Origin of the sequence: Nocardioides jensenii JCM 1364 = NBRC 14755 (genome assembly GCF_001552535.1) — a bacterium.
GTDB classification, from domain to species: domain Bacteria; phylum Actinomycetota; class Actinomycetes; order Propionibacteriales; family Nocardioidaceae; genus Nocardioides; species Nocardioides jensenii.
The window spans coordinates 1-23,841 of the sequence record NZ_BCRJ01000097.1 but is presented as its reverse complement, the minus strand read 5'-3'; the positions used below and the strand labels follow the sequence as shown (position 1 = coordinate 23,841).

The window sequence follows — 23,841 nt, the reverse complement described above, 5'->3', positions numbered from 1 at the left end:
AACTGAATGGTGTTCAGGTTAAGGGTCGTCGCCGGCCAGCGCCAACCCACCCCGGGTGGAAGCGCGTCCTGCGTCGGAGGTGCCGTGTGCCCCGCGTCGCGCGGAAGGTCGATGGCCTAGGGTCGAGTCATTCCGACGACCGTCAGGAGAGGTGGAACGTGGCCTATCGCAGGGCGGACATCGTGGCCAAGGCGCTCGACGTGCTCGATGCCTATGGTCTTGCGGACCTCTCCATGCGCCGGCTGGGCAGCGAGCTCGGTGTGCAACCGAGCGCGCTCTACCACCACTTCGCCAACAAGCAGACGCTGTTGGCCGCACTGGCCGACGAGATCCTGCACCGCGGTGCCAGGCCACGGGTCGAGGGCGCCTGGGACGAGCAGGTCACCGCGATCAGCCGCGAGCTGCGCGACGCCATGCTGGCCTACCGCGACGGTGCCGAGCTGGTTGCCACGGCGCACGCGTTCGGCCTGGGGGCCGTCACTCCCGACACCGAGCTCGCGTCGGCGTACGACGCGGCAGGGTTGCCCGACGACCTGCTCCCGGTGGCGGTCAGCACCGTTCTCCACTTCGTGTTCGGCCACGCCATCCAGGAGCAGACCCACCTGCAGGCCAGCAGCGCCGGCGCGATCGACGACCAGCCCCGCGAGGCGTCGGACTTCGAGCTGGGTCTCGCCCTGATCCTCGACGGCATCCGCTCCCGGTCCGCGGAAAGGCTGAGCGATGGCCGAGCACACTGACGTCCGACTGATCCGCGCGCCCGGCCTGGCCGCTGCGCCGTATGCCTACGCAGCCACAGCCCCGGCCGGGGCGCGCATGATCTTCCTCGCCGGCAGCTGTCCGATCGGCGACGACGGTTCGACGGTTGCTGTCGGCGATGTGGCGGGCCAGGCTGCGCGGTGCATCGAGAACCTGCAGCAGGCTCTGGCGGTCGCCGACGCCAGACTCACCGACGTGATCAGCACCCGCGTCCTGGTGGCTTCCACAGAACGCAGCGACCTGGTCGCAGCCTGGGAGGTGGTGGCCGCTGCGTTCGGCCCGCACGACGTACCAAGCACCCTGCTCGGCGTCTCCGTGCTCGGCTATCCCGACCAGCTCGTCGAGGTCGAAGCGGTCGCTGCCGTCGTCGATTGAACAGCTACGGTGGCGCGATGACCGAGACGATCGAGAACGCCGGCGTCCACTACAGCAACGAGGACTGGTACGCCGAGGATCTCGGCTCCGCCCGGTTCGTCCGCTGCTCGTTCAGTGACATGGACTTCAGCGAGGTCGCCACGTCGGGGGCCACGTTCGACCAGTGCACGTTCGCCAACAGTCGGTTCAATGCCAGCACTCACCGGCACACGGCGTTCGTGGCTTGTGACTTCGCGCGCACCAGCTTCTTCGACGCCACCTTCGAGGGCTGCAAGATGATCGGCTCGGTCTTCGTCGACTGCACCGTGCGCCCGATCAAGGTGGTCGGCGGCCAGTGGCGTGGCGTCACGATGCGTGGGCTCAACCTCAGCAAGCTGGACCTCTCGGGCCTCGACCTGCGTGAGGCCGACCTGTCCTTGAGCGACCTCACCGGCGCAGTGCTGCGCGGCACCCAGCTCGACGGCGCCAACCTGCGTGAGGCGAAGCTGTCGAGTGCCGACCTGCGCGGAGCCTCGCTCGAGCGGGTCGACCTCGCCGCGGCCCACCTGCGGCGGACGAAGCTCGACCTGGCCGGGGCGGTCATGCTCGCCGAGCTGCACGGCGCCGACGTGGACGCCACCACGCTCTGACCCTGGGCTCAGATGTCGACGGTTCCGCCGGATCGCCAGTAGATGCCACCGTCGCGGGTGAGGAACTGGTCGTCGACCAGGTAGCGACGCAACGCAGCCACATCCGGGTGGAAGCCTCGCAGGATCCGGTTCACCTCGGTCTCGGGGTAGGTCTGGCCGAGCTCGAACGACTGGGCCAGGTGGTCGAGGACCACGAGCAGCTTGGCCCGTTTGGACGGGATGGTGTGCAACCGCCCGTCGACGGTGAGGAAGCTCCCGAGAACCTTGGCGTCCGTGCTGTCCACACCCTCGAACCTAGTGCGTGGCAGGGGCACGTTCCAGTGGTTTCAGGTCGGGGCGAATCGATGGATCCAAGCTTGAGTGCACGATCCGTGTCGGACTCTCCCGCAGAACTCGACACGGATCGTGCACTCACGCCGATCAAGCCCCGCGTCGGGGGCATGGACGCGCCGAGCGCAGTCCGAGCAGTCTGACGCCCGGGGTCGGGGCGCGCCTGGCTCAGCGTCAGACCGGCTCGACGTCGTACGCCGGCGCGGGTGCGGCCGCTGCGGCCGCGCGCTCGAGCACCGGCCGCCCACCCCAGGACACGACCAGCGCGACGAAGCCGGCCGCGACCGTGACCGCGAACGCCGGGGTCTGACCGCCCCAGTCGGCGAGTTGGCCGGCGATGGCAGCGCCGATCGCGTAGCCCAGCCCGGTGGCGGCAGCCAGCAGCGTCATCGCAGCGCCGATCCGTGAGGGATGGGTGATCCGCTCCCCGAGCATGAACGTCGTGATCATGTAGGGAGCGATGCTCACGCCGAGAACCAACAGCACCGGCGCCAGCGCGAGCAGCGAGTCGGCCAGCAGCAGCGGCACGGCCAGCACGAACAGGGCGACGGCGAACCACCGCAGCCGTGCCGGCAGTCCGAACCGGGCGGGCAGGGCGGCCATGGACAGGCCGGCGATGACGCTGCCGACCCCGAGCAGGGCATGGAAGTAGCCGGTCAGGCCCGGGTGGCCGGCGTCGGTGGCCAGCACCGACGTGCCGGTCTGCACGGAGCCGAACACCGAGCCGATCAGCATCTGCGATGCACAGAGCACCAGGAGCGCGGGGGTGAGCAGCCGGACCATGCCGGCGCCGGTGGTCGCGTGGGCGACGTGGGCCTGACGCGCGGTCGGGTGCAACGCGAAGCACGCCCCGAACACCGCCAGTACGACGGCCGCGGACGCCAACGCGAACGTCGGGCTGGCCAGGGAGACCCCGAGGCCGATGAGTGCGGGGCCGATGACGAAGGAGGCCTCGTCGGCGGCGCCCTCGTAGGAGAAGGCGACGTCGACCAGCTTGGCCTGGTGCTCGTGACCCGTGGTGATCGGCCGCCAGCGCACCCGCGCCATCGGGCCGACCTGGGGAAGCAGCAGCCCGGTCACCGCGCTGGCTGCCGCTGCCCAGACCCAGGGCAGGTCGCTGTGCGCGACGACCAGGAGCCCGGCCAACCCAGTGGCGCCGGCCAGTGACTGCACCAGGACGACGGGGCGCTGGCCGATCCGGTCGGCCAGGGTTCCCCAGCCGGGAGCACCGATTGCATTGGCGACGGCGAGCGCACCGGCACAGGCACCGCCGGCGCCGTAACTGTCGGTGGTGCCGGCGATCAGCAGCAGGACGCCGAGCTGGCTCATCGCCAGGGGGATGCGGGCCAGGAAGCCGACCAGGACATAGGTCGGGCCGGTGAGGCCGAAGAGTTGTCGATAACCGGTGAGGGCTGACACGAGATGCTCCAGGGTTCGCGAAACGGGTGCGTACCTTCCCGCCCATCAGGTACGCCAGAGCCCTGTGCGCTGCTCATTCTACCGACTCCGGTGTGCCTGGGCCCATTCCTCGACGTGCCGTTCGCGGTACGTTCGACGGCATGCATCGCAGCCGCATCGGTGTCGTCCTGATCGACCACCCCCGTGACCGGTTCGAGAGCTCGGCCGCCTTCTGGGCACTGGCCCGCGGATCCACTCGACGAGCCGACGGCGACGAACCGGTCTACGACAGCCTCGACCCGATCGGCGGCGGCATCATGCTCGAGCTGCAGCGCACCGGCGAGGGCACGCCGGCCCGCGTGCACCTCGACATCGAGACCGACGACGTCGACGCCGAGATCGCGCGGCTCGTCGCTGCGGGCGCGACCGTTGTCGAACGCCAGGCGGCGTACGCCGTCCTGCGCGACCCCGGCGGGTTGGTCTTCTGCGTGGTGCCCGTGCAGACCGGGCGCGACTTCGACGCGCACGCCACGACGTGGAACTGAGAGCCGGTCAAGCTCTGAAAAAAACTGTCGCTCCCATGTCGAGAAACACTCGACGGCTCCGTCCCGGGGGTGAAGGTGCCCACGGGGGCACCTCGAAATCCAAGGAGATCATCATGGCGAAGTACCTGTTGCTCAAGCACTACCGCGGCGGCCCGGAGCGGATGCCGATCGGCGATGTCCCGATGGACCAGTGGGCACCCCAGGAGGTCACCGACCACATCCAGTTCATGCGGGACCTGGCCGACGAGCTCGAGAAGAACGGCGAGCTCGTCGACGCCCAGGCGCTCTCGCCCGAGGGCACGTTCGTCCGGTACGACGGCGAGGGCAAGCCGCCGGTGACCGACGGGCCGTTCGCGGAGACCAAGGACCTCATCGCCGGCTGGATGGCGATCGACGTGGACTCACAGGAGCGTGCCTACGAGGTGGCCGCGATCCTGTCCTCGGCTCCCGGCCCCGGCGGGCAGCCGCTCCACGAGTGGCTCGAGGTGCGCCCGTTCATGGACGAGCCGCCGACAGTCACCGAGTGACCGTGCCCGACCTCGACGAGCGGCTCAAGCTGCTCGGCCCTCAGGTGCTCGGTGTCCTCGTCCGCCGCGGAGCAGACTTCGCGGCGGCCGAGGACACCGTGCAGGAGGCGCTCCTCTCGGCCTTCGAACGCTGGCCCGTCGACGCCCCGGCCGAGCCCAAGGGGTGGTTGATCACCGTTGCCTGGCGCAAGTACGTCGACATGGTGCGCTCGGCCGACGCCCGGCGGCGGCGCGGGGAGAGGTTCCACGACGAGCCCGAGCCGGGTGAGACCGAGAACGCCGACGACACGCTGCAGCTGCTGTTCCTCTGCTGCCACCCCGATCTCTCGCCGACCGCGGCGATCGCGTTGACCCTGCGCGCCGTCGGTGGCCTGACCACCCGCCAGATCGCGGTCGCCCACCTGGTGCCCGAGGCGACGATGGCCCAACGGATCAGCCGGGCCAAGCGCACTGTCTCCGACCGCCGCCTCACCCGGCTCGGCGACCTGGGCCGGGTGCTCAAGGTGCTCTACCTGATCTTCAACGAGGGGTACGGCGGAGAGGTCGACCTGGCCGCCGAGGCGATCAGGCTGACCCGACAGCTGGCCCGGGCCTCCGACGATCCCGAGGTGGCCGGACTGCTGAGCCTGATGCTGCTCCACGATGCCCGGCGTACGTCGCGCCGTGCGGCCGACGGGTCGTTGGTGCCGTTGGCCGAGCAGGACCGTTCGCTGTGGGACACGACCCTGATCGCCGAGGGTGTCGAGATCCTCCAGACCGCGCTGGCGAAGGATCAGCTGGGGGAGTACCAGGCGCAGGCCGCGATCGCCGCCCTGCACGCGGATGCCCCCCGCGCCGACGAGACAGACTGGCCGCAGATCCTCGAGTGGTACGACGAGCTCCTGCACCTGACCGACAGTCCCGTGGTGGCACTCAACCGTGTGGTCGCCGTGGGTGAGGTCGACGGGCCGCTGATCGCCCTGCGTGCCCTCGACGAGCTGCCCGCCGACCTGCCCCGGCTGGTCGCGGTGCGCGCCCACCTGACCGAGCGGGCCGGGTCGCTCGGCGATGCCGCGGAGCTCTACGCACAGGCCGCTCGCCTGGCCACGAGCGCCGCCGAACGCGACCACCTCACCCGCCAGGCAGCGCGGCTGCACCACTCGCGCTGAGGGACCGACGGCGACTCGTTCGACGATGCAGGATTTCACGCACCAGATGCGTGAAATCCTGCATCGTCGACGTCCACCTCGGCCGACGCAGCCAACAACCGCTCGCATTCCTGGATCAGCCGCTGCCGGACGGGAGCACCGCGCTCGGCGAATGCACGCTGCGCCGCGGCGTACTCCTGCTTTCCCTCGGGGGTCTCGATGCACACCGGGGTCCAGGGCTGGCCGGTCGGGTCGAGCACCTCGCCGGTCATGTCGTACGGCGCGGCACGCATGTCGAGGACACGGATCTCCCAGGCCAGCTCGAACGCGTCGGCCACCAGGTCGGAGCAGATCATCGGGCTCAGGCGGAATGCGTGCTTGTAGAGATCCATGCCGCCGTGCAGGCAGCCGGGCTGTTCGTACGCCGGCCGGTCGTCGCTGGCGGGCTGCAGCAGGTTGAGCCCGCGGGCCGGAGGAGTGAAGAACCTGAAGGCGTCGAAGTGGGAGCAGGTGATGCGGTGGGACTCCACGACGTCATCGGTTCCTGCGGTGCCCAGGCGCAGGGTCCAGTCCTTGTGCCGGGTCTCGTCCTCGGTGAGTCGGTAGACCATCGCCCATTCATGGAGGCCGAAGCAGCCCAGCGTCGGAGACCGCGAGGCGGTGGCGGTCAGCAGTGTGTGAAGCGACTGGATCAACGGCCGCTGCGAGGCGACGTACTCGCCCGAGACGGTGGCACCCAGATAGCCCTTGAGGCCGGCGTACTCCGAGACGTCGCCGGACAGGGCGGTGCCGAAGCCGGGGTGCCAACGCATGAGCTGGGCCGGTCGCTGGGAGTAGTAGGTGAAGAGGAAGTCGTGCACCGGGTGTTTGATCCGCGCCTCGCGGCGGGCCAGATGGGGCTCGACGTACGGCGCCAGGCGCGTCGCATGAGCGGCCGCCCGGGCCCGCCACGTCGTCTCCTCCAGCACGTCGGTCACGGCTCAAATCCTAGGTGTGGCCGGGCCCGGAACCCGAAACGCGGACCCCGACCAAAGTCGTACTCGAAACAATCCCGTGGGTGGATGCAACCAAATCGGTTCCGGGGGAGTCTGTATGTGTAGAGATAGCGACGAACGGAGTAGGGCATGGCCACCGCACGACGCATCAGCCCCGAGGAAGCAGCACGGCGCCTGACCGTGCAGCTCGAGGCCGCCCGACGCCGCCGCCGCGCCGAGACCAGCGGTGAGTTCCAGGCCAGGCGCGGTCGCCTGATCCGTTCCTGACGCGTCCGAGTCCGCACGAGTCGACGCAGTGGGTGCGGGGGCTTCCACTGCGTCGGCTCGTGCCGACTCGGCCGGGTGACGGACGGCAGATAGGCTCGGCCCTGTGCGTATCTGCAGATTCACCACCGGCGAAGACCCCCTGTACGGCGTCCTGACGGGCGAGCTCGACGAGTTCGGCACGCCCGAGGAGGGCGCGGTCATCGTGGCGCTGGCCGGTGACCCGCTCTATGTGGGCGTCAAGCTGCTCCAGCAGGAGCACAAGCTCGACGACGTCCGCCTCCTGGCGCCGGTGCTTCCGCGCTCCAAGGTGGTCGCGATCGGCAAGAACTACGCGGCCCATGCCGCCGAGATGGACAGTCAGGTCCCCGACGAGCCGCTGATGTTCCTCAAGCCGAACACCAGCGTGTGCGGCCCTGGCGACCCGATCTTCTACCCGCGCCAGAGCGAGAACGTCCACTACGAGGGCGAGCTCGCGGTCGTGATCGGCCGGATCTGTCGCGACGTGCCGGTCGAGAAGGCCACCGACGTGATTCACGGCTACACGATCGCCAACGACGTCACCGCCCGCGACCTGCAGAAGAAGGACGTGCAGTTCACCCGGGCCAAGGGCTTCGACTCGTTCTGCCCGATCGGCCCGTGGATCGAGACCGACCTCGACCCCCAGACGTTCAACGACGGGGTCAGCATCCAGACCCACCTCAACGGTGACCTGGTGCAGAACGGCTCGACCAAGGACATGATCTTCGACATCCCCGCGCTGATCGCGCACATCTCCAGCGTCATGACGTTGCTGCCCGGCGACGTCATCCTCACCGGCACCCCCGAGGGTGTCGGTCCCATGAACGTCGGTGACGAGGTCGAGGTCTCGATCGCCGGCATCGGCACTCTCACGAACAAGGTGGCACAGCGCTAAATGGTCTCGACAAGCTCGACCAACAACGACGGCTCGACCGACCGCGTCCTCGGTGATCTCAAGCCCGAGCAGGTCCGCGTCCGCATGGCCCCGTCGCCGACCGGCAGCCCCCACGTCGGCCTGGCCCGCACGGCGCTCTACAACTGGGCGTTCGCCCGCCACTTCGGCGGCACGTTCGTGTTCCGCATCGAAGACACCGACAAGGCGCGCAACACCGTCGAGTCCTACGACTCGCTGATCGACCTGATGCAGTGGCTCGGTCTCGACTGGGACGAGGGCCCGCTCAAGGGCGGCGACTACGGCCCCTACCGCCAGTCCGAGCGCAGCGACATCTACACCGACGTGCTCGCCAGGCTGCGTGAGCACGGGTCGACGTACGACTGCTTCTGCACCAACGACGAGGTCGAGGCGCGCCGCAAGGCCAGCGGCTCCAAGGTGATGGGGTACGACGGCTTCTGCCGCGAGCTGACCACCGAGCAGGTGGCGGCGTTCAGCGCCGAGGACCGCACGTCCGTGGTGCGGTTCCGCATGCCCGAGGGCGAGATCACCTTCGACGACCTGGTCCGCGGTGACATCACGTTCGACACCCAGTTCGTGCCCGACTTCGCGCTGGCCCGCGCCAACGGCGACCCGCTCTACACGCTGGTCGCGCCCGTCGACGACGCGCTGATGAAGATCACCCACGTGCTGCGCGGCGAGGACCTGCTCTCCAGCACCCCGCGCCAGGTCGCGCTCTACGAGGCGCTCAAGGAGATCGGCGTCGCCGACCGTACGCCCCGTTTCGGCCACCTGCCCTACGTCATGGGCGAGGGCAACAAGAAGCTCTCCAAGCGCGACCCCGAGGCGCACATGGAGCTCTACCGCGACCAGGGCTTCCTGCCCGAGGGGTTGCTAAACTACGTGGCCCTGCTCGGCTGGTCGATCGCGGCCGACCGCGACATCTTCAGCCTCGAGGAGATGGTGAAGGCGTTCGAGATCGGCGACGTGAACCCGAACCCGGCGCGCTTCGACCTGAAGAAGTGCGAGGCGATCAACGGCTCCCACATGCGGTTGCTCACGGTCGAGGACATCACGCACCGCTCGATCCCGTTCCTCCAGAAGGAGGGTGTGGTCAGCGACCCGGTCAACGACGCCGACGCGAAGCTGCTCGAGCTGGCCATGCCGCTGGTCGCCGAGCGGATCAACAAGCTCGCCGAGGTGCCCGACATGCTCGGCTTCCTCTTCGTCGACGAGGCCGACTTCACCCGGGACGAAGCCGACGTCGCCAAACTGCTCAACGACGACGGCAAGGCCGTCGTGCAGGCCTCGTACGACGCACTCGAGGGTTTGACGACGTGGAGCACGGCCAGCATCGAGGAGACGCTGCGCGCCAAGCTGATCGACGAGCTCGGCCTCAAGCCGCGCAACGCGTTCGGACCGGTGCGGGTCGCGATCACCGGCAAGCGGATCAGCCCGCCCCTGTTCGAGTCGCTCGAGCTGCTCGGCCGCGAGCGCGGTCTCGGGCGGCTGCAGAGCGCGTTGGCCTGAGCGGCTGATCGACGATGGGGGAGACGTCACCCGCGCCCGTTGAACGGGCGCCGGCGCTCGAGTACCACCAGCTGCAGCGCGCGGGCGCGCACAGTTGGTGGCGATCCGTGCTGGGCATCGTGCTGTTGGTGGTCATCGGGCTGATCGTGGTGCCGGGCGTCCTGCAGGTGTTCGTGCTGATCGGCGTGGCGATCTCGGGTTCCGCCGACATCGGCAGCGACGCCATGGACCTGCTCGACCTCGACGACCCGACGCCGGTCGGCCTGGCCTACCTCAACCTGACCCTCGCGGCGCTGATCCCCGCGACGTTCCTGATCTCCTGGTGGCTGCACCGGCTCAGGCCGGGATGGCTGACGTCGGTGTTCGGACGCATGCGCTGGAAGCTCTTCCTGATCTGCCTGGGCCTCTCGTTCGTGGCGCTCCTGGCCACCCTCGTGGTGAGCTCCTTCATGCCCGACTCGTCCGGCCAGGAGATCTCGGGCGAGATGAACGCCTTCGACACCCAGGCCAAGCAGTTCGCCCTCGTCGTACTCCTGCTCACGCCGCTGCAGGCCGCGGGGGAGGAGTATGCCTTCCGGGGATATCTGACCCAGCTCTTCGGCGCGCACTTCCCGACGATCGTTGCGGTGCTCGGCCCGGCCGTGCTCTTCGCGTTGGCGCACGGGGCCCAGGACCCACCTATCTTCGTCGACCGGCTCGCGTTCGGGATCGTGGCGGGCATCCTCGTGGTGCGCACCGGTGGCCTCGAGGCGGGCATCGCGATGCACGTGCTGAACAACTGGCTGGCGTTCTCGATGGCGCTGATGTTCTCCGACTTCGGCTCCGCGCTGAACCCCACCGGCGGCACGTGGTGGAGCCTTCCGGTGACGCTGACACAGTCGCTGGTCTACCTCGGACTCGTGCTCTGGGTGACGCGCACGATGGGCGTCTCGCGGGTCGCGGAGCGTCCCGTTTTGGCGGCTCCGCAGGGTCGCGTGTAGTGTTTCTCCTCGGTTCCCCGTGAGCCGAAAACCATTGGGATATGGTGTAATTGGCAACACGACTGGTTCTGGTCCAGTTATTCTAGGTTCGAGTCCTAGTATCCCAGCGAAGCCCGCACAGGAGGCAGATTTGGTGCCGGGCCTGGCGAAACGCTAAGGTTTCGCTCGCTGCAGTCGCAGCACGTTTGCCCCCGTTGTGTAGTGGCCTAGCACGCCGCCCTCTCACGGCGGTAGCGCCGGTTCGAATCCGGTCGGGGGTACAAACACGAATTGGGGCCCTGCCCAGCGGAAACGCTGGGCAGGGCCCCTTCGTCATTTTCTTCCGAGTCGGGCCGGGCAACACTGGGGCAACAGCAGGATCAGCCTGGTCAACGACGTGAAGCCGGACCCGGCTCTCGCGTGCGGCCTCGCGGGCCCGGCCCACGGCCTCGCCCACCTCGTCCCGCGGAAGTGCGCCGGAGTGTCCCGTTCAGTCGGTGAGGAAGGCGGCCACGACGGGCGCGAACTTGTCGTGGAACTGGAAGATCCCGCCGTGTCCGGACTGGGGGTAGATGATCAGCTCAGAACCTTTGATCCTGCGGTGGAGGTCCTCGGAGAGGGGCGAGGGCACCATGCGGTCGTGGTCGCCGTTGGCGATCAGCGTCGGCTGGGTGAAGGTCGACAGGTCCGAGGGAGCCGAGCGCCCGTACTTCTGGATGGCCTTGAGCTGCGTACGGAGGGCTCTGAGGCTGATCGGCTCGTCGCGGCCGATGGTGCGCTCCTCGAGCCGCTCGATGAACGCCTTGGCGGCGCGCTTGCCGGTCGCGTCGCGGTTGAAGAACAGGAACTCCTTCGGGTCCGAACGTGTCACGGTCGCGCGGAGGATGTCCCAGTACGTGGTGGCGACGACCTTGTCGATGTCCTTGCCGCCGCGGGGTCCGGTGCCGGTCAGCACGAGTTTGCGGACCAGGTCGGGGTGCTTGACCATCAGGTCCTGAGCGATGAAACCGCCCATCGAGAACGAGAAGATGTCGATCTGGTCGAACCCGAGTGCGCTGATGAGTTCGTGGGCGTGGTCGGCGGCCTCCTCGAGGGTGGCGGGCACCTTCCCGTCGGACCCGCCCACGCCACGTTGATCGAAGGTGATGACGTGCCGGTTCGCAGCGATCGGGTCGACGATGCGGGGGTCCCAGTTGTCCAGGGTGGCCGCGAGGTGGACGAAGAAGATGACGGGGATGCCGCCCTTGGGGCCGAGCTCCCGGTAGGCGTAGGTCACCCCGCCTGCGCTGATCGTGCGGGTTGGGGCCAGGGCGTACGACGTGATGACGGGCTCGTTGCTGCTGTCGTGCATGGGTCCTCCTCAGGACGCGCTGGCCTCGGGCCTAGCGCAGAAAATCGAGCAGTTCAGGGACGAACCGGTCGTGGTGTTGGAAGACCCCGCCGTGCCCCGCGTCCGGGTAGATCATGAGGCGGGCGTTCGGAAGTCGATGCGCCAGCTCGAAGGAGGCCTGTGGTCACCGGGTGACCACGATCTTGCCGTTGGCCTTGCCCTGCTCGACATGGGCCATGGCGTCCACGGTCTGTGCGAAGGGGAAGGAGCGGTCCAGGACTGGCCGCAGGGTGCCGTTGTCGTACAGCGCGGCGAGGGTCTTCAGCTGGGCTCCACTCGCCTTCATGAAGAGGAACGAGTAGCGCACGTCGAGCTTCTTGGCCTGCTTGCGGATCTTGCGGCTCAGCACCTTCATCACGGGTGCGAGCAGCGGTTGGCCGAGTTGCTTGGCGAACGCCGGGTCAGGCGGGCCGACGACGCTGATCGCCAGGCCGCCCGGCTTGAGCACGGTCAGGGACTTCTCGAGGTTGACGCCGCCGAGGGAGTCCAGCACGACGTCGTAGTCACTCAGCAGGTCGGCGAAGTCCTGCGACGTGTAGTCGATGACCTGGTCGGCTCCCAGTGAGCGGGCCTTCTCGACGTCCTTGGTGCTGGCCGTCGTGGCGACGTGGGCGCCGAGGTGCTTGGCCACCTGGATGACGGTGGAGCCGAGGCCACCGGCGCCGGCATGCACGAGCACCTTCTGGCCGGTCTTCACTGCAGCCACGTCAACCAGGGCCTGCCAGGCCGCGAGTGCGACCAGCGGCACGGCGCCGGCTTCGTCGAACGACAACGAGGCCGGCTTCAGGGCCACGTCGTCGGCGTCGATGGCGATGGCCTCGGCGAAGGTGCCGATGAGCAGGTCGCGTGGCCGGGAGTAGACCTCGTCGCCGACCTTGAACTCGCGAACCTGCGGGCCGACCTCGGTGATGACGCCGGCGACGTCGTGCCCGAGCACGAAGGGTGGCTTGTACTTGAGGAGCTGCTTGAACTCCCCGTCGCGCACCATCTTGTCGAGCGGGTTGATGCTTGCTGCCCTGATGTCGACGAGCACGTCGCGCGGCCCAACGGTTGGGGTGGGTACGTCGGCCGGCTGGAGGCCGTCGGGGCCGTAGTGGTGGACGACGAAGGCTTTCACTTGGTCTCCTGGTGGGGTGTCGGGGTGGTCGTGGGGCCGCCGACGACGCGCATCGCGTTGCGATAGGCCGAGGCAAGGATCTGGTCGGACAGTGCGGGGTCGCTCACCGCGCGGGCGAGTTGATCGACGCCGACGAGCGCGCAATCGGGCTCTACACCCTCCTGGTCTCCATGCCCATGTAGGTGGGGTCGAGGAAGAGCGTCCCGGCGGACATGGTCTGCGTCCTTGGGTGTCACGACGCCTGCGGTGACGCCGGGCGGGCCAGTTGCGGGTAGAGCGCCTCGATCGGCGCGGCCAGGCCGGCCTTCACCTGCACAGAGAGGTCGTCGGCGAGCACTTCGAACTCACCGGCGGCGATTCCGTCGTACGCCTTGCGCACGATGACGGCGGGGTCGTTCTTGGGAACGTCGAGCCCTGCCGTCATGGGGGTGTCGGTGTAACCGAGATGGAGCGAGGTCACCAGGGTGCCTTGGTCGGCGAGGGCGACCCGCTGGGTGTTGGTGGCCGACCACAGCGCGGCCTTGGTGGCGCTGTAGCCGTCGCCGATTCCTATCCAGGACAGCACGGACAGCACGTTGAGCAGCGCCCCGCCGCCGTTTGCGCCGAGGACCGGAGCGAAGGCACCGGCCACGGCGAGCGGTCCGAAGAAGTTGACCTCGAAGAGGTCGCGCAGGTCGGAGTTGTCGTTGAGGACGGTCGACCCGTTCGAGCCCCCGGCGTTGTTGACCACCAGCGTCACGTCGGCGGCGGCTGCGGCCGCTGCGGTCACGGACGTCGGGTCCGTGACGTCCAGTGCCAGGGGGACCACGCGCGGGTCGTCCCACTCGCGGGGCTTGCGGGCGGTGGCGTAGACGGTCTTGGCGCCACGCTCGAGGGCCTGCTCGACGAAGTGCGTGCCCAGCCCTCCGTTGGCTCCGGTGACGAGGACGACGTCGAACGGTGTGGCGATGGCGGAATCGGTCATGAGATGAGGGCTCCTTGGGGACGAGTGAAAGATGATGGTCAGGACGGAATCGGCATGATCAGGCAGGTGGCAATGGCGTGCCCGATCACCCGACCGGTCTTGTCAGTGATCTCTGCCTCGGCCGTGGCCGTGCGCCGCCCGATCGACACCACGCGTCCTTCGCAGGTCAGGCGCCCGCTGTCGAGGGTGGCGGCCCGGGTGAACTTGATGGTCAGATCGAGTGAGGTGTACGCCGTCCCTGCGGAGAGCTTGGTGTGCACCGCACATCCCAGCGCCGAGTCGGCGAGGGTCGCCAGGATGCCACCGTGCACCGAGCCGATCGGGTTGTAGTGCCACTCGGCCGGCTCCAGCTCGAACACGGCGCGCCCGTCGCTGACCTCGACCAGTGCGATGCCCGTGGTTGCGTTGATCGGCGGCGGTGGGAAGTCCCCGTTGCCCAACTGGGCAAAGAAGTCGAGCCCGTCCATTCGCTGGGCGGCAGCGGCCAGCACCGCGGGGTCCGCCCATGTGTAGGCGCGTTCGCGGGTCGTGGCGGATGACGCGGAGGCGTGTGCGGCAGTCATGTGGATCCTTCGAGTGGGACGGTGCAGCGACCATATGCCCAGTGAGTTGGATTCTCCAACTCATTTGGTTGTGAAGTCCAACTCACCTATGCTGGGCGACATGACAACCCAGCCTCGGCCCTGTTCGGTCGCACGCACGCTCGAGGTCGTGGGTGCGAAGTGGACGCTGCTCGCCGTACGCGAAATGCTGCTGGGCAAGCACCGTTTCGACGAGATCGTCCGCCACACGGGCGCGCCGCGAGACATCCTCACCACGCGACTGCGCAGCCTGGAGGCCGAAGGACTGGTCACTCGCGTGCAGTACGAAGAGCGGCCCCCGCGATTCGAGTACCACCTCACCGACCTCGGGCTCTCACTCGGGCCGATCGTCGCCACGATGCGTGAGTTCGGTGACCGCCACCTGGCGGGTGAGTCAGGCCCCCCGATGAGGTTCGAGCACACCTGCGGCGAGGAATACCACGCGGTGGTGGCCTGCAAGGCCTGTGGCCAGGTCGTTGGCCGCGGCGAGATCACGCGCATCGACCCAGTCACGACGCGGGTCGACATCGTGCTGCGCCGGTCCTGACGCGTCAACGGGTTGCCGGCACGGCTCCCGCGGCGTAGGCGTGACTGGCGGCGACGATGCCGAGGACCGTTGCCAGTTCCTCGTCGTCCCGGGGGCCGTGGACGAGCATGAATCCGGGGGACAGGCGGGTGCCGGCCCACATGTGGGGGCGCCCCCAACCCTTGGTCGTCACGTCGGCGGCGAGGTCGGAGGGCAGCACGAGATGCAGGGACCCGTCGTACGACGGGTGCAGGTGGGCGAACTCCCCGAACTCGGGGACCAGGAACGCCGCGGGGTCTGCCGTGCCCTCGGCGAGGGTGAAGGCTCGCGCGCCCGGAACGGAGATGTGGGATGGACCACCAGCCACACCGGACAGTCGCGATATCGCGTCGAAGAGCCGTTCCTGGAGCTCGACCGGGGCGTTCTGGGACTCCTGTTGTTGCGGGATGGTCCAGCTCACGGCGGGCCGTGTGCCGTTCCTCTCGGGAAGGCCCGCAGGCAGCGTCGCCCAGGCAACATCGGCACGAGGCCCAGCCGGAATCGCTGCCTGTTGGCTGACGTGGTTGAGCCGGTGCGCGATCCAGGCGCCCATCTCCTGGACGGTGCCGGCGGTCAGCTGGTGACCTCCGGGCTGACGCTGGGCGACCGTGGGCGCCCCGGACTCGGACAGCAGGTAGGTCCAGGTCCGGTCGAGGAGCTCGCGCGGAATGACGTGGTCGCCGTCGCCCTGTGCGACGAAGACCGGAAGATTGGCCAGTCGTCCGGCCTCGACCGGAAGGCCTGCGTCGAACGGCATCGTGCCGTAGAGGATGGCGGCACCGGCGTACCGGGACGGGTCGTCCAGCACGAGTCCGCCGGCGAAGGCCGCACCACCGCTGAAGCCGACCAGGATGACCGGACGTCCGGCCGGGGCGACCTCGTCGAGCCAGCCACGGAACCAGCCCATCGTCTCACGCAACGACTCAGCAACCGGGCGACCGATTCCCCGGTTGGCGAACCACGCGAAGCCACCGCCCTCGGCGATCGGCGCTCGCACGGCGGCGTAGGCCGGACCGGTGGGCAGGTGCGCGGCCAGGCCGATGATGTCCTGCTCGTGGGAGCCGCGTCCGTGCAGGAGCACGACGAGGGGTGCGGACGGGTCCGGGTTGCCGTACGTCGTGACGACGGCTGGCGCGAAGGCACTCATGACGCCACCACTGGAACGAGTTCGGCGGCGGTGCGGACTCCGGCCCAGCGGCGTACTTCGCCGGGCAGGTCGAGCCGGTCGACGGGAGCCGCGGTCTCATAGGCGCCCCACTCGGCCTTCGGGAGCATCCACATCACCTCGAACTCGTTGCCGTCGGGGTCCTTCGCGTAGATGCTCTTGGTCGCACCGTGGCTGGACTCGCCGGTGAAGGCGTCGAGGTTCGCCAAGGTGAGGCGGGCCTCCTCGAGTTCTTCGATGGTGTCGACCTGCCAAGCCAGGTGATAGAGGCCGAGTGACCCACTCGGGCGAGACGGCTGGGCTCCTACGCCGAACAGGCCGAGGTCGTGGTGGTTCCCGGACAGGGGGAGGCGGAGGAAGGCTGCGTTGGCACGGGGTTCGCGCGCCATGACCTCCATGCCGAAGGCCTGTTGGTAGAACGTGATGCTGCGTTCGAGATCGGCCACGAACAGGACGGCGTGGTTGAGGCGGACGGCATTGACGGTCATGGTGCGCTCCTTCTTGTTCTGGCTCTTGTTCTGGCTCGTGTTGTGGACGGGGATCAGGCGACGACGCCGAAACCGCCGGTCCAGGAGACCTTCTCGTTGGCGGCCAGGGTGAGCTGGAGGAAGCCGACCGCCTCGAGTTCACGGGCCCGCTTCAGCGAGCCGGCGTCGATCGCGTTCAGGCCGCCTGCAGTGATGGCGCCGACCAGAGTCGACTTCGCCTCGGCGTTGTCGCCGGCGACGAGCACCGTGGTGGTGTTCGGGCCGACGGTGCCGGCGACGAGGGTGCCCGCGAAGGTGGTGTTGAAGGCCTTGAGGACGTGCGACTCGGGAAGCTTGGCAGCGAGCTCGGCGGTGGCGGAGCTGTCGGAGCCGACGACCAGGGAGTCGAAGGTCTCGAAGTTCAGCGGGTTGGTGATGTCGACGACGATCTTGCCCGCGAGGCTGGCGCCGCGCTCGGTGAGAACAGCGGGGAGGGCCGGGTAGGGGACCGCGAGGACGACGATGTCGCCACTGACCGCGGTTGCCTGGTCGTTCTCGCCGACCAGCTCGACGGTGTGGCCGCCCTTGCCGAAGACGCCAGCGATGGCCTGTCCCATGTTGCCGGTACCGATGATGGAGATGTGCGACATGACGCGCTCCCTGAGGTAGTTTGGTTGTTGATACAAGTAACAACGTACAGGCGTTTAGTTGTTCCTTCAACTAATTCAGGAGATTGTGACCGTGGACACACAGTGGTTGGACAAGGACGAGCTCGGCGCCTGGGTGGGTCTTGTCGCGGTGGTCGAACTGCTGCCCGGCGTACTCGACGCGCAACTGCGCCGTGATTCCGGGCTCACGCACTTCGAGTACTACGTGCTGGCGATGCTCTCGGAGGCTCCGGAGCGGACGCTGCGGATGACGGAGTTGGCGCAGCAGACCAATGCGACGCTGCCGCGGCTGTCGCACGTCGTACGCCGGCTCGAGGAGCGGGGAGTGGTGGAACGCTCGCCGTGTCCCGATGACCGACGGGCGACGAACGCGCGGCTGACGGGCAAGGGTCTGGCGGCCATCGAGGCGGCCGCACCCGGGCACGTCGACAACGTCCGCCGTCATGTCATCGATGCGCTGACCCGAGATCAGGTGAGCCAGCTGCACGACATCGCGGCGGCGCTCCTGGAACGACTCGATCCGAATGGTCTGCTGACCGCCGTCTACGAGAGGCCTTGAACCTGCGGCCGGAACGACCGCGATCGTGCGGGTGTCGAGCTGTGACACACGAGACGTCAAACGGCGACCCGGATCGTGCAGGAGCACGGTCCGGGTCGCCGACGGTTCACGGGCGACGGCTCAGCGCGGCGGCTTCACCGTGAGTACGGCGCACTCGGCGCCGAGCAGCACCTTCTGCGCGACACTGCCCATCAACAGCTTGCCCACCGGGCTGCGCCGCTTGATCCCGAGCACGACCAGGTCGGCCCTGCTCTCCTCGACGACGGCCAGGACCGCCTCGGCGACATCGGTGCCGACCGTCTGGCGCACCTCGTGGGCCACCCCGGATCCGGCCAGCCGCCTCTCCAGCTCGGCGAGCTGCTTGCCGGTGGCGAAGTGGTCGTCGACATAGGCGTCGCCCCGGCTTCCGTTGACCAGCACCAAGCTCGCGTTGCGCAGCCTGGCCTCGTCAAGGGCCCGGTCCACCGCCACTGCGCCGTACTCGTCGGGCGTCCACCCGACCACGATCGTCGCGCTCATCGCTGCACCAGCTCCTTCTCGTCGTCGGTTGTCTCCACTGCGTCGGATCCGTCGTCAGAGGTGCCACCCGGTCCACCTGGAACGTCGTCACCCGAGGACGGGCGCAGGCGCTTCATCAGCATCGGTACGACGATCACCAGGACGGCGAGAACGTAGAGCACGATCGCCAGGTTCTCGCTCCACAGTGCGTCGAGGTCGCCACCGGAGATCGCGAGGGCCTCGCGGAAACGGGTCTCCATCAGTGGGCCGAGGATGACGCCGATGATCAGCGGCAGCACCGGCAACGCGAAGCGTCGCATCATGAAGCCGACGAGTCCGAAGACCAGCAGCAGGAAGATGTCGAACGCGCGCTGGCTGGCGGCGTACGCACCGAGCGAGGCGAAGAACAGGATCCCGGAGTAGAGGTACGGGCGGGGGATCGCCAGCAGCTTGGCCCACAACGGCGCCAGCGGCAGGTTCAGCACCAGCAGCAACGCGTTGCCGATCAGCAGGCTGGCCAGCAGCGTCCAGACCAGGTCGGACTGGTCGGTCATCAGCTGAGGCCCTGGCTGGATGCCGTAGGACGTCAGCGCGGCCAGCATCACCGCCGAGGTGGCCGTGACCGGGATGCCCATCGCCAGCAGCGGGACGAACGTGCCCGCCGCGGAGGCGTTGTTGGCCGCCTCGGGGCCGGCGACACCTTCGATGGCGCCCTGTCCGAACTCGTCCGTCTTCTTCGCCAGCTTCCGCTCGAGGATGTAGGAGAGGAAGGTCGGCGTCTCGGCGCCGCCGGCGGGGATGGCGCCGAACGGGAACCCGATCGCGGTGCCGCGCAGCCACGGCTTCCAGGAGCGACCCCAGTCGTCCTTGCCCATCCAGGGCTGGCCGACGGGGATGATCTCCAGCGGCTTGCGGCGCAGGTGCGCCGCGACCCAGAGGGCCTCGCCGAGGGCGAAGATGCCGACTGCGACGATCACGATGTCGAGCGGGTTGCCGAGCTCGGGGCGTCCGAAGGCGAGGCGTGGCTGGCCGGTGTTGAGGTCCATGCCGACCAGGCCGAAGGTGAGTCCGAGGAACAGTGAGATGAAGCCGCGCAGCCGGGAGTCGCCGAGCAGGCTGGTCACCAGCACCATCGCGAAGACGATGATCGCGAAGAACGACGGGGCGCCGATGGTGACGGCGACGTCGGCCAGGATCGGTGCGAAGAAGACCACCAACAGGGTGCCGATGGTGCCGGCGATGAACGAGCCGATGGCGGCCGTGGCCAAGGCCTGCGCGGCCCGGCCCTTCTTGGCCATCTTGTTGCCCTCGATCGCGGTCATCACCGATGACGACTCACCCGGTGTGTTCAGCAGGATCGAGGTCGTCGACCCGCCGTACATGCCGCCGTAGTAGATGCCGGCGAACATGATGAACGCCTGGGTGGGCTCGAGACCGAACGTGACGGGCAACAGCAGGGCTACTGCCATCGCCGGGCCGATGCCGGGCAGGACCCCGACGAAGGTGCCGAGCAGAACGCCGATCGCGGCGTACATGAGGTTCTCAGGGGTGAGGGCGGCGCCGAGGCCGTCCGCGAGCAGTCCGAGGCTGTCCATCAGAGGATCCCGTCCAGGATGCCGGGGGTGAGCGGAATGCCCAGCCCGACGTAGAAGCCGTACCAGCTGCCGACCGACATCACGAACCCGACCAGGATGTCGCGAATCAGGGTGCGGCTCCCGAGCGACCAGGCAGCGCCGGCGAAGAGGAAAGCACCAGTGATCGCCCAGCTGAGCCAGTTGACCGTGGCGATGGTGATCAACAGGACGCCGATCAGCTTGGCCACCGTGAGCCAGTCGGCCGGGTGCGTCAGGTCGACGTCCTCACCGCCCTCGGCCTCGGGCTTGTCGCCCCGCGCGGTGGCGATCACCAGGAGCACCGAGAGCACCACCATCACGCTGCCGATGGCGTAGGGGAACATCTTCGGTCCGACCGGGTCGGCGAAGCCGACGGTCAGCGTGGTCGCGTCGTAGAGCGTGTAGGCGCCGATCGCGAAGAGCAGGGCGGCGACGCCGTACTGCGCTTTGTCCTGGCTCTTCGGTGTCTCGGGGACGACTGTCTGCGTGCTCACAGTCCCAACTCCTTCATGGTGTCATCGACCCGGGTGCTCTGCTCCTCGAGGAAGGCCTCGAACTCGTCCCCGGTCTTGAACTCGTCGATCCATTTGTTGTTCTTGAGCGACTCCTGCCACTCGGGGCTGGCGTGCATCTCCTCGAGGTAGGCGATCAGCTCGTCACGTCGCTTCTCCGAGATGCCCGGTGGGGCCAGGACTCCGCGCCAGTTGGTGAAGACCAGGTCCACGCCCGACTCCTTCAGCGTGGGGAACTTGCTGAACAGGTCGCCCTCGAGCCGCTTCTCGCCGGAGACGGCCAGGACCCGCAGCTCGCCCTCCTTGATCTGACCCTCGAACTCGCCGAGTCCGGAGAAGCCGACCTTGATCTTCTTGCCGAGCAGCGCGCTGGTCAGCGGCCCGCCGCCGTCGTACGCGACGTAGCGCACCTCACGCGGCTCGATGCCGACCGCCTTGGCCAGCTGCATCGGGAAGAGGTGGTCCGGGCCGCCGGGGGAGGAGCCACCGCCCACCGCGATGGTGTCGGGGTTCTTCTTCCAGTCCTCGAGGAAGTCGTCGATCGTCTTGTACGGCGACGACGCCGGCACGAGCACGCCCTCCTGGTCCTCGATCAGCTGGGCCAGCGGGGTGGCGTCCTGGAGCTTCTCGTCGAGACCGAAGGAGTACGACGACCCGACGACGCCGAGACCGACGGTCAGTATCGTGTGCTCGTCGTCGGAACGCATCAGCTGGGAGAAGGCGACGGTGCCACCGGCGCCGATGATGTTGTGCACCTCGAAGGTGCCGCCGGTGATGTCCTGCGCCTCCATCGCGGCGACCGCGGCCCGACCGGTCTGGTCGTAGCCGCCGCCCGGGGCATTGGGGATCAGCATGGTCATGTCCTTGGAGGGTTCACCGCGGGTGACCCCACACCCGGTGGCGAACATGCCGACCATGGCCAGCACGAGGCCGGCCACGCAGCGGGTTGTCGTGGAGCGGGACGACATCACAGCTCCTTCGATGGGCGAGAGAATGGGACACCCCGATAGTGGTGAATGATGTGGCGGGCGTCACCCTTGCGAAACCAAAGGAGGTTGTGGAACTTGTGGTCACCGGTCCGTCGTGGACGCATCCGGCTCAGCCTGGCCGGCCAGTTCCTCGCCCTCCAGCTGATCGTGCTGCTGGTCGTGCTCGCCTTCGCTGCCGTCGTGCTCACGCGTCAGAGCGACTCGGAGTTCCGTGACGACCGGGGTACGACACTGCGTGCCTCGGCACAGCAGCTGGCCAACCTGGAGCCGATCCGCAGCAGCCTGACGACTGGCGACATCTTCGAGTCGCTGGCCGGCTACGTTGCCACCACACAGTCGCGCAACCGGGCGACGTACGTCGCACTGGCTGACGCGGACGGCACGATCGTGATGGCGGTCGACCCCGAGGACGTCGGACGCCAGCTCGACCTCGACCACTCCGACGTGCAGGAGATGCGCATGTGGACCGGCGACGTGACCGTCGACGGGAAGCGGGCGTTCGCCGCCCAGGTGCCCGTCGTGTTGGTGCCACCACGGGCGCAGAACCAGCCGCCGCGCGTGGTCGGCATTGTGATGGTCTCCGAGCCCTACCCGACGCTGGGTGACCGGGTCGACCGCTGGTTGCCCGACCTGGCACGGTTCCTGGGCATCGGCCTGGCGGTCGGTCTCCTGGGCGCCTGGCTGCTCTCCCGCCTGATCAAGCGGCGCACCCGTGGCCTGGAGCCGGTCGAGATCGCGGCTCTGGCCGACCAGCGCGAGGCCGTGCTGCACGCGATCCGTGAGGGCGTGGTCGCCGTGTCAATGGACGGGACCGTGACGGTGCTCAGTGACAGCGCGCGCGAGCTGCTCGGACTCGACCGGGTCGAGGAAGGCGTCCGCCTCGCCGCGCTCCCGCTCGAGGAGCACGTCCGTGACGCGCTGATGGCCACCGACGAGGTCCACGACCAGGTGCTGGTCGTGGCCGGGCGGGTGATCGTGCTCAACCGCAGCCGGGTGCTCGACGCCGGCCGTCAGGTCGGAACGGTGACCACTCTGCGCGACCGTACCGAGCTGCTGGCGATGCAGAGCGAGCTGAGCGCTCGCGAGTCGATCACCGAGACCCTGCGGGCGCAGACCCACGAGTTCAACAACCAGCTGCACACCATCTCCGGGCTGGTCCAGCTCGAGGAGTACGCCGAGGTGTCGGCGCTGATCGGCAACCTGACCCGCAAGCGGGCGGAGATCACCGAGTTCGTGACCAAGCGGGTCGACGACCCGGCCGTCGCCGCGCTGTTGATCGCGAAGGTCAGCCTGGCTGCCGAACGCGGGGTGTCGATCGGGTTGGCCGAACGCTCGGTGCTGCCGCGTCTCGACCCCGACCTCTCCACCGACGTCGGCACGGTGCTGGGCAACCTCGTCGACAACGCCATCGACGCGACCGTGGCGGCGGGTGGCCAGCGCATCGACGTACAACTTGTGCTCGACGACGCGGTGGTGCTCGTGCAGGTGGCCGACACCGGACCGGGTGTCACCGACACAACCGAGATCTTCCGGCGCGGCTACTCCACCAAGCCCAGTGACGCGAGCGGGCGAGGTGTCGGACTCGCCCTCGTTCAAGTGGTCTGCGAACGGCGCGGCGGGGTCGTCTCGGTGCACAATGACGCGGGCGCCGTCTTCACCGCGCGCCTGCCGATGGAAGCCAGGGCGTGATGGAGGCCGGCATGAGTGAGCACGACGTGACGGTGCTGATCGTCGACGACGACTTCATGGTCGCCTCGATCCACACGAAGTTCGTCGAGCGCACCGAGGGCTTCCGGGTGGTCGGGGTCGCCGCGACCGGTGCCTCAGCGCTGGCCGAGATCGAGCGCCTCGCCCCCGAGCTGGTGCTGCTCGACGTGCACCTGCCCGACATGACCGGCATCGACGTGCTGCGCACCCTGCGCGGCGGCGGCAACGACGTCGGTGTGGTGATGGTGACCGCCGCGCGGGAGGCCGACACCGTGCGTGCGGCCGCCGCGAACGGCGCCGCGCACTATCTGGTGAAGCCGTTCGCGTACGACGACCTGCGGGTGCGCCTGGAGGCCTTCCGTGCCAGCCATCGGGCTCTGTCCACGGGGGAGGCAGCCGGCCAGGATGACATCGACGCGGTCTTCGCCCCGGTTGCCGGGCCCCGACCGGCCGCCCTGCCGAAGGGGTTGAGCGCGGAGACCGCCGACGCCGTGCTCACCGCGCTGGCCGAGCTCGGCGAGCTGTCGGCCGCCGAGTGCTCCGAGGCGGTCGGCATCTCCCGAGTCTCGGCTCGGCGCTACCTCGAGCACTACGTGACCACCGGGCAGCTCGAGGTGCGGCTGAAGTACGGCGGCGCCGGCCGCCCCGAACGTCGCTACCGCCCCCGCTGACCCGTCGTGAGTTCGGATCGACCCGTC

General features: G+C 68.5%; 28 protein-coding genes and 2 tRNA genes. 16 read left to right on the top strand and 14 right to left on the bottom strand.

Translation table 11 applies throughout. From position 1 onward, the window contains the following. Positions 1-158: 158 nt before the first annotated feature. Genes NJ4_RS20115 through NJ4_RS20105 form a run of 3 tightly spaced genes read left to right on the top strand, consistent with a single transcriptional unit; the run spans position 159 to position 1,760 of the window. On the top strand, positions 159-737 hold the full coding sequence (locus NJ4_RS20115; protein ID WP_067439470.1) for a TetR/AcrR family transcriptional regulator C-terminal domain-containing protein: 579 nt from the start codon (positions 159-161) through the stop codon (positions 735-737). Next, positions 721-1,131, top strand: a complete 411-nt coding sequence (locus tag NJ4_RS20110) for a Rid family hydrolase (protein WP_067439466.1) — start codon at positions 721-723, stop codon at positions 1,129-1,131. The genes NJ4_RS20115 and NJ4_RS20110 overlap by 17 nt, the downstream gene beginning before the upstream one ends. A 17-nt stretch (positions 1,132-1,148) precedes the next feature. Beyond that, on the top strand, positions 1,149-1,760 hold the full coding sequence (locus NJ4_RS20105; protein ID WP_067439463.1) for a pentapeptide repeat-containing protein: 612 nt from the start codon (positions 1,149-1,151) through the stop codon (positions 1,758-1,760). A gap of 8 nt (positions 1,761-1,768) precedes the next feature. Here the strand turns inward: NJ4_RS20105 and NJ4_RS20100 are convergent, their stop codons facing one another. Then, positions 1,769-2,044 carry a DUF2087 domain-containing protein gene (locus NJ4_RS20100; protein WP_157551244.1) on the bottom strand — a complete coding sequence of 92 codons (276 nt, stop codon included), beginning with the start codon at positions 2,042-2,044 and terminating at the stop codon, positions 1,769-1,771. A gap of 220 nt (positions 2,045-2,264) precedes the next feature. After that, positions 2,265-3,509: an MFS transporter gene (locus NJ4_RS20095; protein WP_067439460.1), complete on the bottom strand. Its 1,245-nt coding sequence runs from the start codon at positions 3,507-3,509 to the stop codon at positions 2,265-2,267. Between the two features lie 140 nt (positions 3,510-3,649). Here NJ4_RS20095 and NJ4_RS20090 point away from each other — a divergent pair, with 140 nt between their 5' ends. From NJ4_RS20090 to NJ4_RS20080, 3 genes are all read left to right on the top strand, one after another. Beyond that, the gene (locus NJ4_RS20090) at positions 3,650-4,033 is read left to right on the top strand and encodes a VOC family protein (RefSeq protein ID WP_067439457.1); all 384 of its coding nucleotides are present in this window, start codon (positions 3,650-3,652) and stop codon (positions 4,031-4,033) included. 113 nt (positions 4,034-4,146) lie between these two features. After that, positions 4,147-4,560 carry a YciI family protein gene (locus NJ4_RS20085; protein ID WP_067439454.1) on the top strand — a complete coding sequence of 138 codons (414 nt, stop codon included), beginning with the start codon at positions 4,147-4,149 and terminating at the stop codon, positions 4,558-4,560. Beyond that, positions 4,557-5,708 (top strand): RNA polymerase sigma factor, encoded by a 1,152-nt coding sequence (locus NJ4_RS20080; RefSeq protein ID WP_067439451.1) that lies wholly within the window; start codon positions 4,557-4,559, stop codon positions 5,706-5,708. Before NJ4_RS20085 ends, NJ4_RS20080 begins: the two co-directional genes overlap by 4 nt. A 35-nt stretch (positions 5,709-5,743) precedes the next feature. On the opposite strand, the gene NJ4_RS20075 is transcribed toward NJ4_RS20080, so the two are convergent. Beyond that, positions 5,744-6,664 (bottom strand): 3-methyladenine DNA glycosylase, encoded by a 921-nt coding sequence (locus tag NJ4_RS20075; protein ID WP_067439448.1) that lies wholly within the window; start codon positions 6,662-6,664, stop codon positions 5,744-5,746. Between the two features lie 147 nt (positions 6,665-6,811). Between NJ4_RS20075 and NJ4_RS25760 the strand changes: the two genes are divergently transcribed. The 6 genes from NJ4_RS25760 (at position 6,812) to NJ4_RS20050 (ending at position 10,629) form a co-directional block, all read left to right on the top strand. Then, a complete protein-coding gene (locus tag NJ4_RS25760) occupies positions 6,812-6,949 on the top strand; it encodes a hypothetical protein (RefSeq protein WP_157551243.1) in 138 nt (45 codons plus the stop codon). Positions 6,950-7,052: 103 nt separating this feature from the next. Further along, a complete protein-coding gene (locus tag NJ4_RS20070; RefSeq protein ID WP_067439445.1) occupies positions 7,053-7,862 on the top strand; it encodes a fumarylacetoacetate hydrolase family protein in 810 nt (269 codons plus the stop codon). Beyond that, a complete protein-coding gene (gene gltX / locus NJ4_RS20065) occupies positions 7,863-9,389 on the top strand; it encodes a glutamate--tRNA ligase (protein ID WP_067439440.1) in 1,527 nt (508 codons plus the stop codon). Between the two features lie 14 nt (positions 9,390-9,403). Beyond that, positions 9,404-10,369 carry a CPBP family intramembrane glutamic endopeptidase gene (locus NJ4_RS20060; RefSeq protein ID WP_067439437.1) on the top strand — a complete coding sequence of 322 codons (966 nt, stop codon included), beginning with the start codon at positions 9,404-9,406 and terminating at the stop codon, positions 10,367-10,369. A 35-nt stretch (positions 10,370-10,404) separates the two neighbouring features. Beyond that, a tRNA-Gln gene (locus tag NJ4_RS20055) sits at positions 10,405-10,476 on the top strand. Positions 10,477-10,556: 80 nt separating this feature from the next. Further along, positions 10,557-10,629 (top strand) — tRNA-Glu (locus NJ4_RS20050). Between the two features lie 209 nt (positions 10,630-10,838). Here the strand turns inward: NJ4_RS20050 and NJ4_RS20045 are convergent. From NJ4_RS20045 to NJ4_RS20030, 4 genes are all read right to left on the bottom strand, one after another. Next, complete coding sequence (locus NJ4_RS20045; protein WP_067439434.1) at positions 10,839-11,699, bottom strand: alpha/beta fold hydrolase; 861 nt, start codon at positions 11,697-11,699, stop codon at positions 10,839-10,841. 163 nt (positions 11,700-11,862) lie between these two features. Next, entirely contained in the window at positions 11,863-12,855 is a 993-nt protein-coding gene (locus NJ4_RS20040) for an NADP-dependent oxidoreductase (RefSeq protein ID WP_067439431.1), read from the bottom strand. Positions 12,856-13,087: 232 nt separating this feature from the next. Next, the gene (locus NJ4_RS20035) at positions 13,088-13,819 is read right to left on the bottom strand and encodes an SDR family oxidoreductase (protein ID WP_067439428.1); all 732 of its coding nucleotides are present in this window, start codon (positions 13,817-13,819) and stop codon (positions 13,088-13,090) included. Between the two features lie 38 nt (positions 13,820-13,857). Further along, a complete protein-coding gene (locus NJ4_RS20030) occupies positions 13,858-14,382 on the bottom strand; it encodes a PaaI family thioesterase (RefSeq protein ID WP_067439425.1) in 525 nt (174 codons plus the stop codon). Positions 14,383-14,482: 100 nt separating this feature from the next. Between NJ4_RS20030 and NJ4_RS20025 the strand changes: the two genes are divergently transcribed. Beyond that, positions 14,483-14,947, top strand: coding sequence for a winged helix-turn-helix transcriptional regulator (locus NJ4_RS20025; protein WP_082748944.1), 465 nt, complete (start codon positions 14,483-14,485; stop codon positions 14,945-14,947). A 4-nt stretch (positions 14,948-14,951) separates the two neighbouring features. Here NJ4_RS20025 and NJ4_RS20020 read toward each other — a convergent pair whose 3' ends face one another. The 3 genes from NJ4_RS20020 to NJ4_RS26985 are packed head-to-tail and all read right to left on the bottom strand — an operon-like array spanning position 14,952 to position 17,247. After that, complete coding sequence (locus NJ4_RS20020) at positions 14,952-16,112, bottom strand: luciferase domain-containing protein (RefSeq protein ID WP_067439420.1); 1,161 nt, start codon at positions 16,110-16,112, stop codon at positions 14,952-14,954. Beyond that, entirely contained in the window at positions 16,109-16,618 is a 510-nt protein-coding gene (locus tag NJ4_RS20015; RefSeq protein WP_067439417.1) for a VOC family protein, read from the bottom strand. Before NJ4_RS20015 ends, NJ4_RS20020 begins: the two co-directional genes overlap by 4 nt. A gap of 53 nt (positions 16,619-16,671) precedes the next feature. Beyond that, positions 16,672-17,247, bottom strand: a complete 576-nt coding sequence (locus NJ4_RS26985) for an NADPH-dependent F420 reductase (protein ID WP_067439414.1) — start codon at positions 17,245-17,247, stop codon at positions 16,672-16,674. Positions 17,248-17,338: 91 nt separating this feature from the next. On the opposite strand from NJ4_RS26985, the gene NJ4_RS20005 reads away from it, so the two are divergent. After that, positions 17,339-17,824, top strand: a complete 486-nt coding sequence (locus NJ4_RS20005) for a MarR family winged helix-turn-helix transcriptional regulator (RefSeq protein WP_067439411.1) — start codon at positions 17,339-17,341, stop codon at positions 17,822-17,824. A 120-nt stretch (positions 17,825-17,944) separates the two neighbouring features. Here the strand turns inward: NJ4_RS20005 and NJ4_RS20000 are convergent, their stop codons facing one another. From NJ4_RS20000 to NJ4_RS19985, 4 genes are read right to left on the bottom strand one after another with little or no spacing between them, the layout of a single operon-like run. Further along, positions 17,945-18,343, bottom strand: a complete 399-nt coding sequence (locus NJ4_RS20000; protein WP_067439408.1) for a universal stress protein — start codon at positions 18,341-18,343, stop codon at positions 17,945-17,947. Next, positions 18,340-19,917: a tripartite tricarboxylate transporter permease gene (locus tag NJ4_RS19995; protein ID WP_067439405.1), complete on the bottom strand. Its 1,578-nt coding sequence runs from the start codon at positions 19,915-19,917 to the stop codon at positions 18,340-18,342. Before NJ4_RS19995 ends, NJ4_RS20000 begins: the two co-directional genes overlap by 4 nt. After that, entirely contained in the window at positions 19,917-20,429 is a 513-nt protein-coding gene (locus NJ4_RS19990) for a tripartite tricarboxylate transporter TctB family protein (protein WP_067439402.1), read from the bottom strand. Before NJ4_RS19990 ends, NJ4_RS19995 begins: the two co-directional genes overlap by 1 nt. Then, the gene (locus NJ4_RS19985; RefSeq protein WP_067439399.1) at positions 20,426-21,415 is read right to left on the bottom strand and encodes a Bug family tripartite tricarboxylate transporter substrate binding protein; all 990 of its coding nucleotides are present in this window, start codon (positions 21,413-21,415) and stop codon (positions 20,426-20,428) included. Before NJ4_RS19985 ends, NJ4_RS19990 begins: the two co-directional genes overlap by 4 nt. Positions 21,416-21,511: 96 nt before the next feature. Between NJ4_RS19985 and NJ4_RS19980 the strand changes: the two genes are divergently transcribed. Both NJ4_RS19980 and NJ4_RS19975 read left to right on the top strand, forming a co-directional pair. Further along, positions 21,512-23,125 carry a sensor histidine kinase gene (locus NJ4_RS19980; RefSeq protein WP_067439396.1) on the top strand — a complete coding sequence of 538 codons (1,614 nt, stop codon included), beginning with the start codon at positions 21,512-21,514 and terminating at the stop codon, positions 23,123-23,125. 11 nt (positions 23,126-23,136) lie between these two features. Beyond that, the gene (locus tag NJ4_RS19975) at positions 23,137-23,814 is read left to right on the top strand and encodes a response regulator (protein WP_067439503.1); all 678 of its coding nucleotides are present in this window, start codon (positions 23,137-23,139) and stop codon (positions 23,812-23,814) included. The last annotated feature ends 27 nt before the right edge of the window (positions 23,815-23,841 follow it).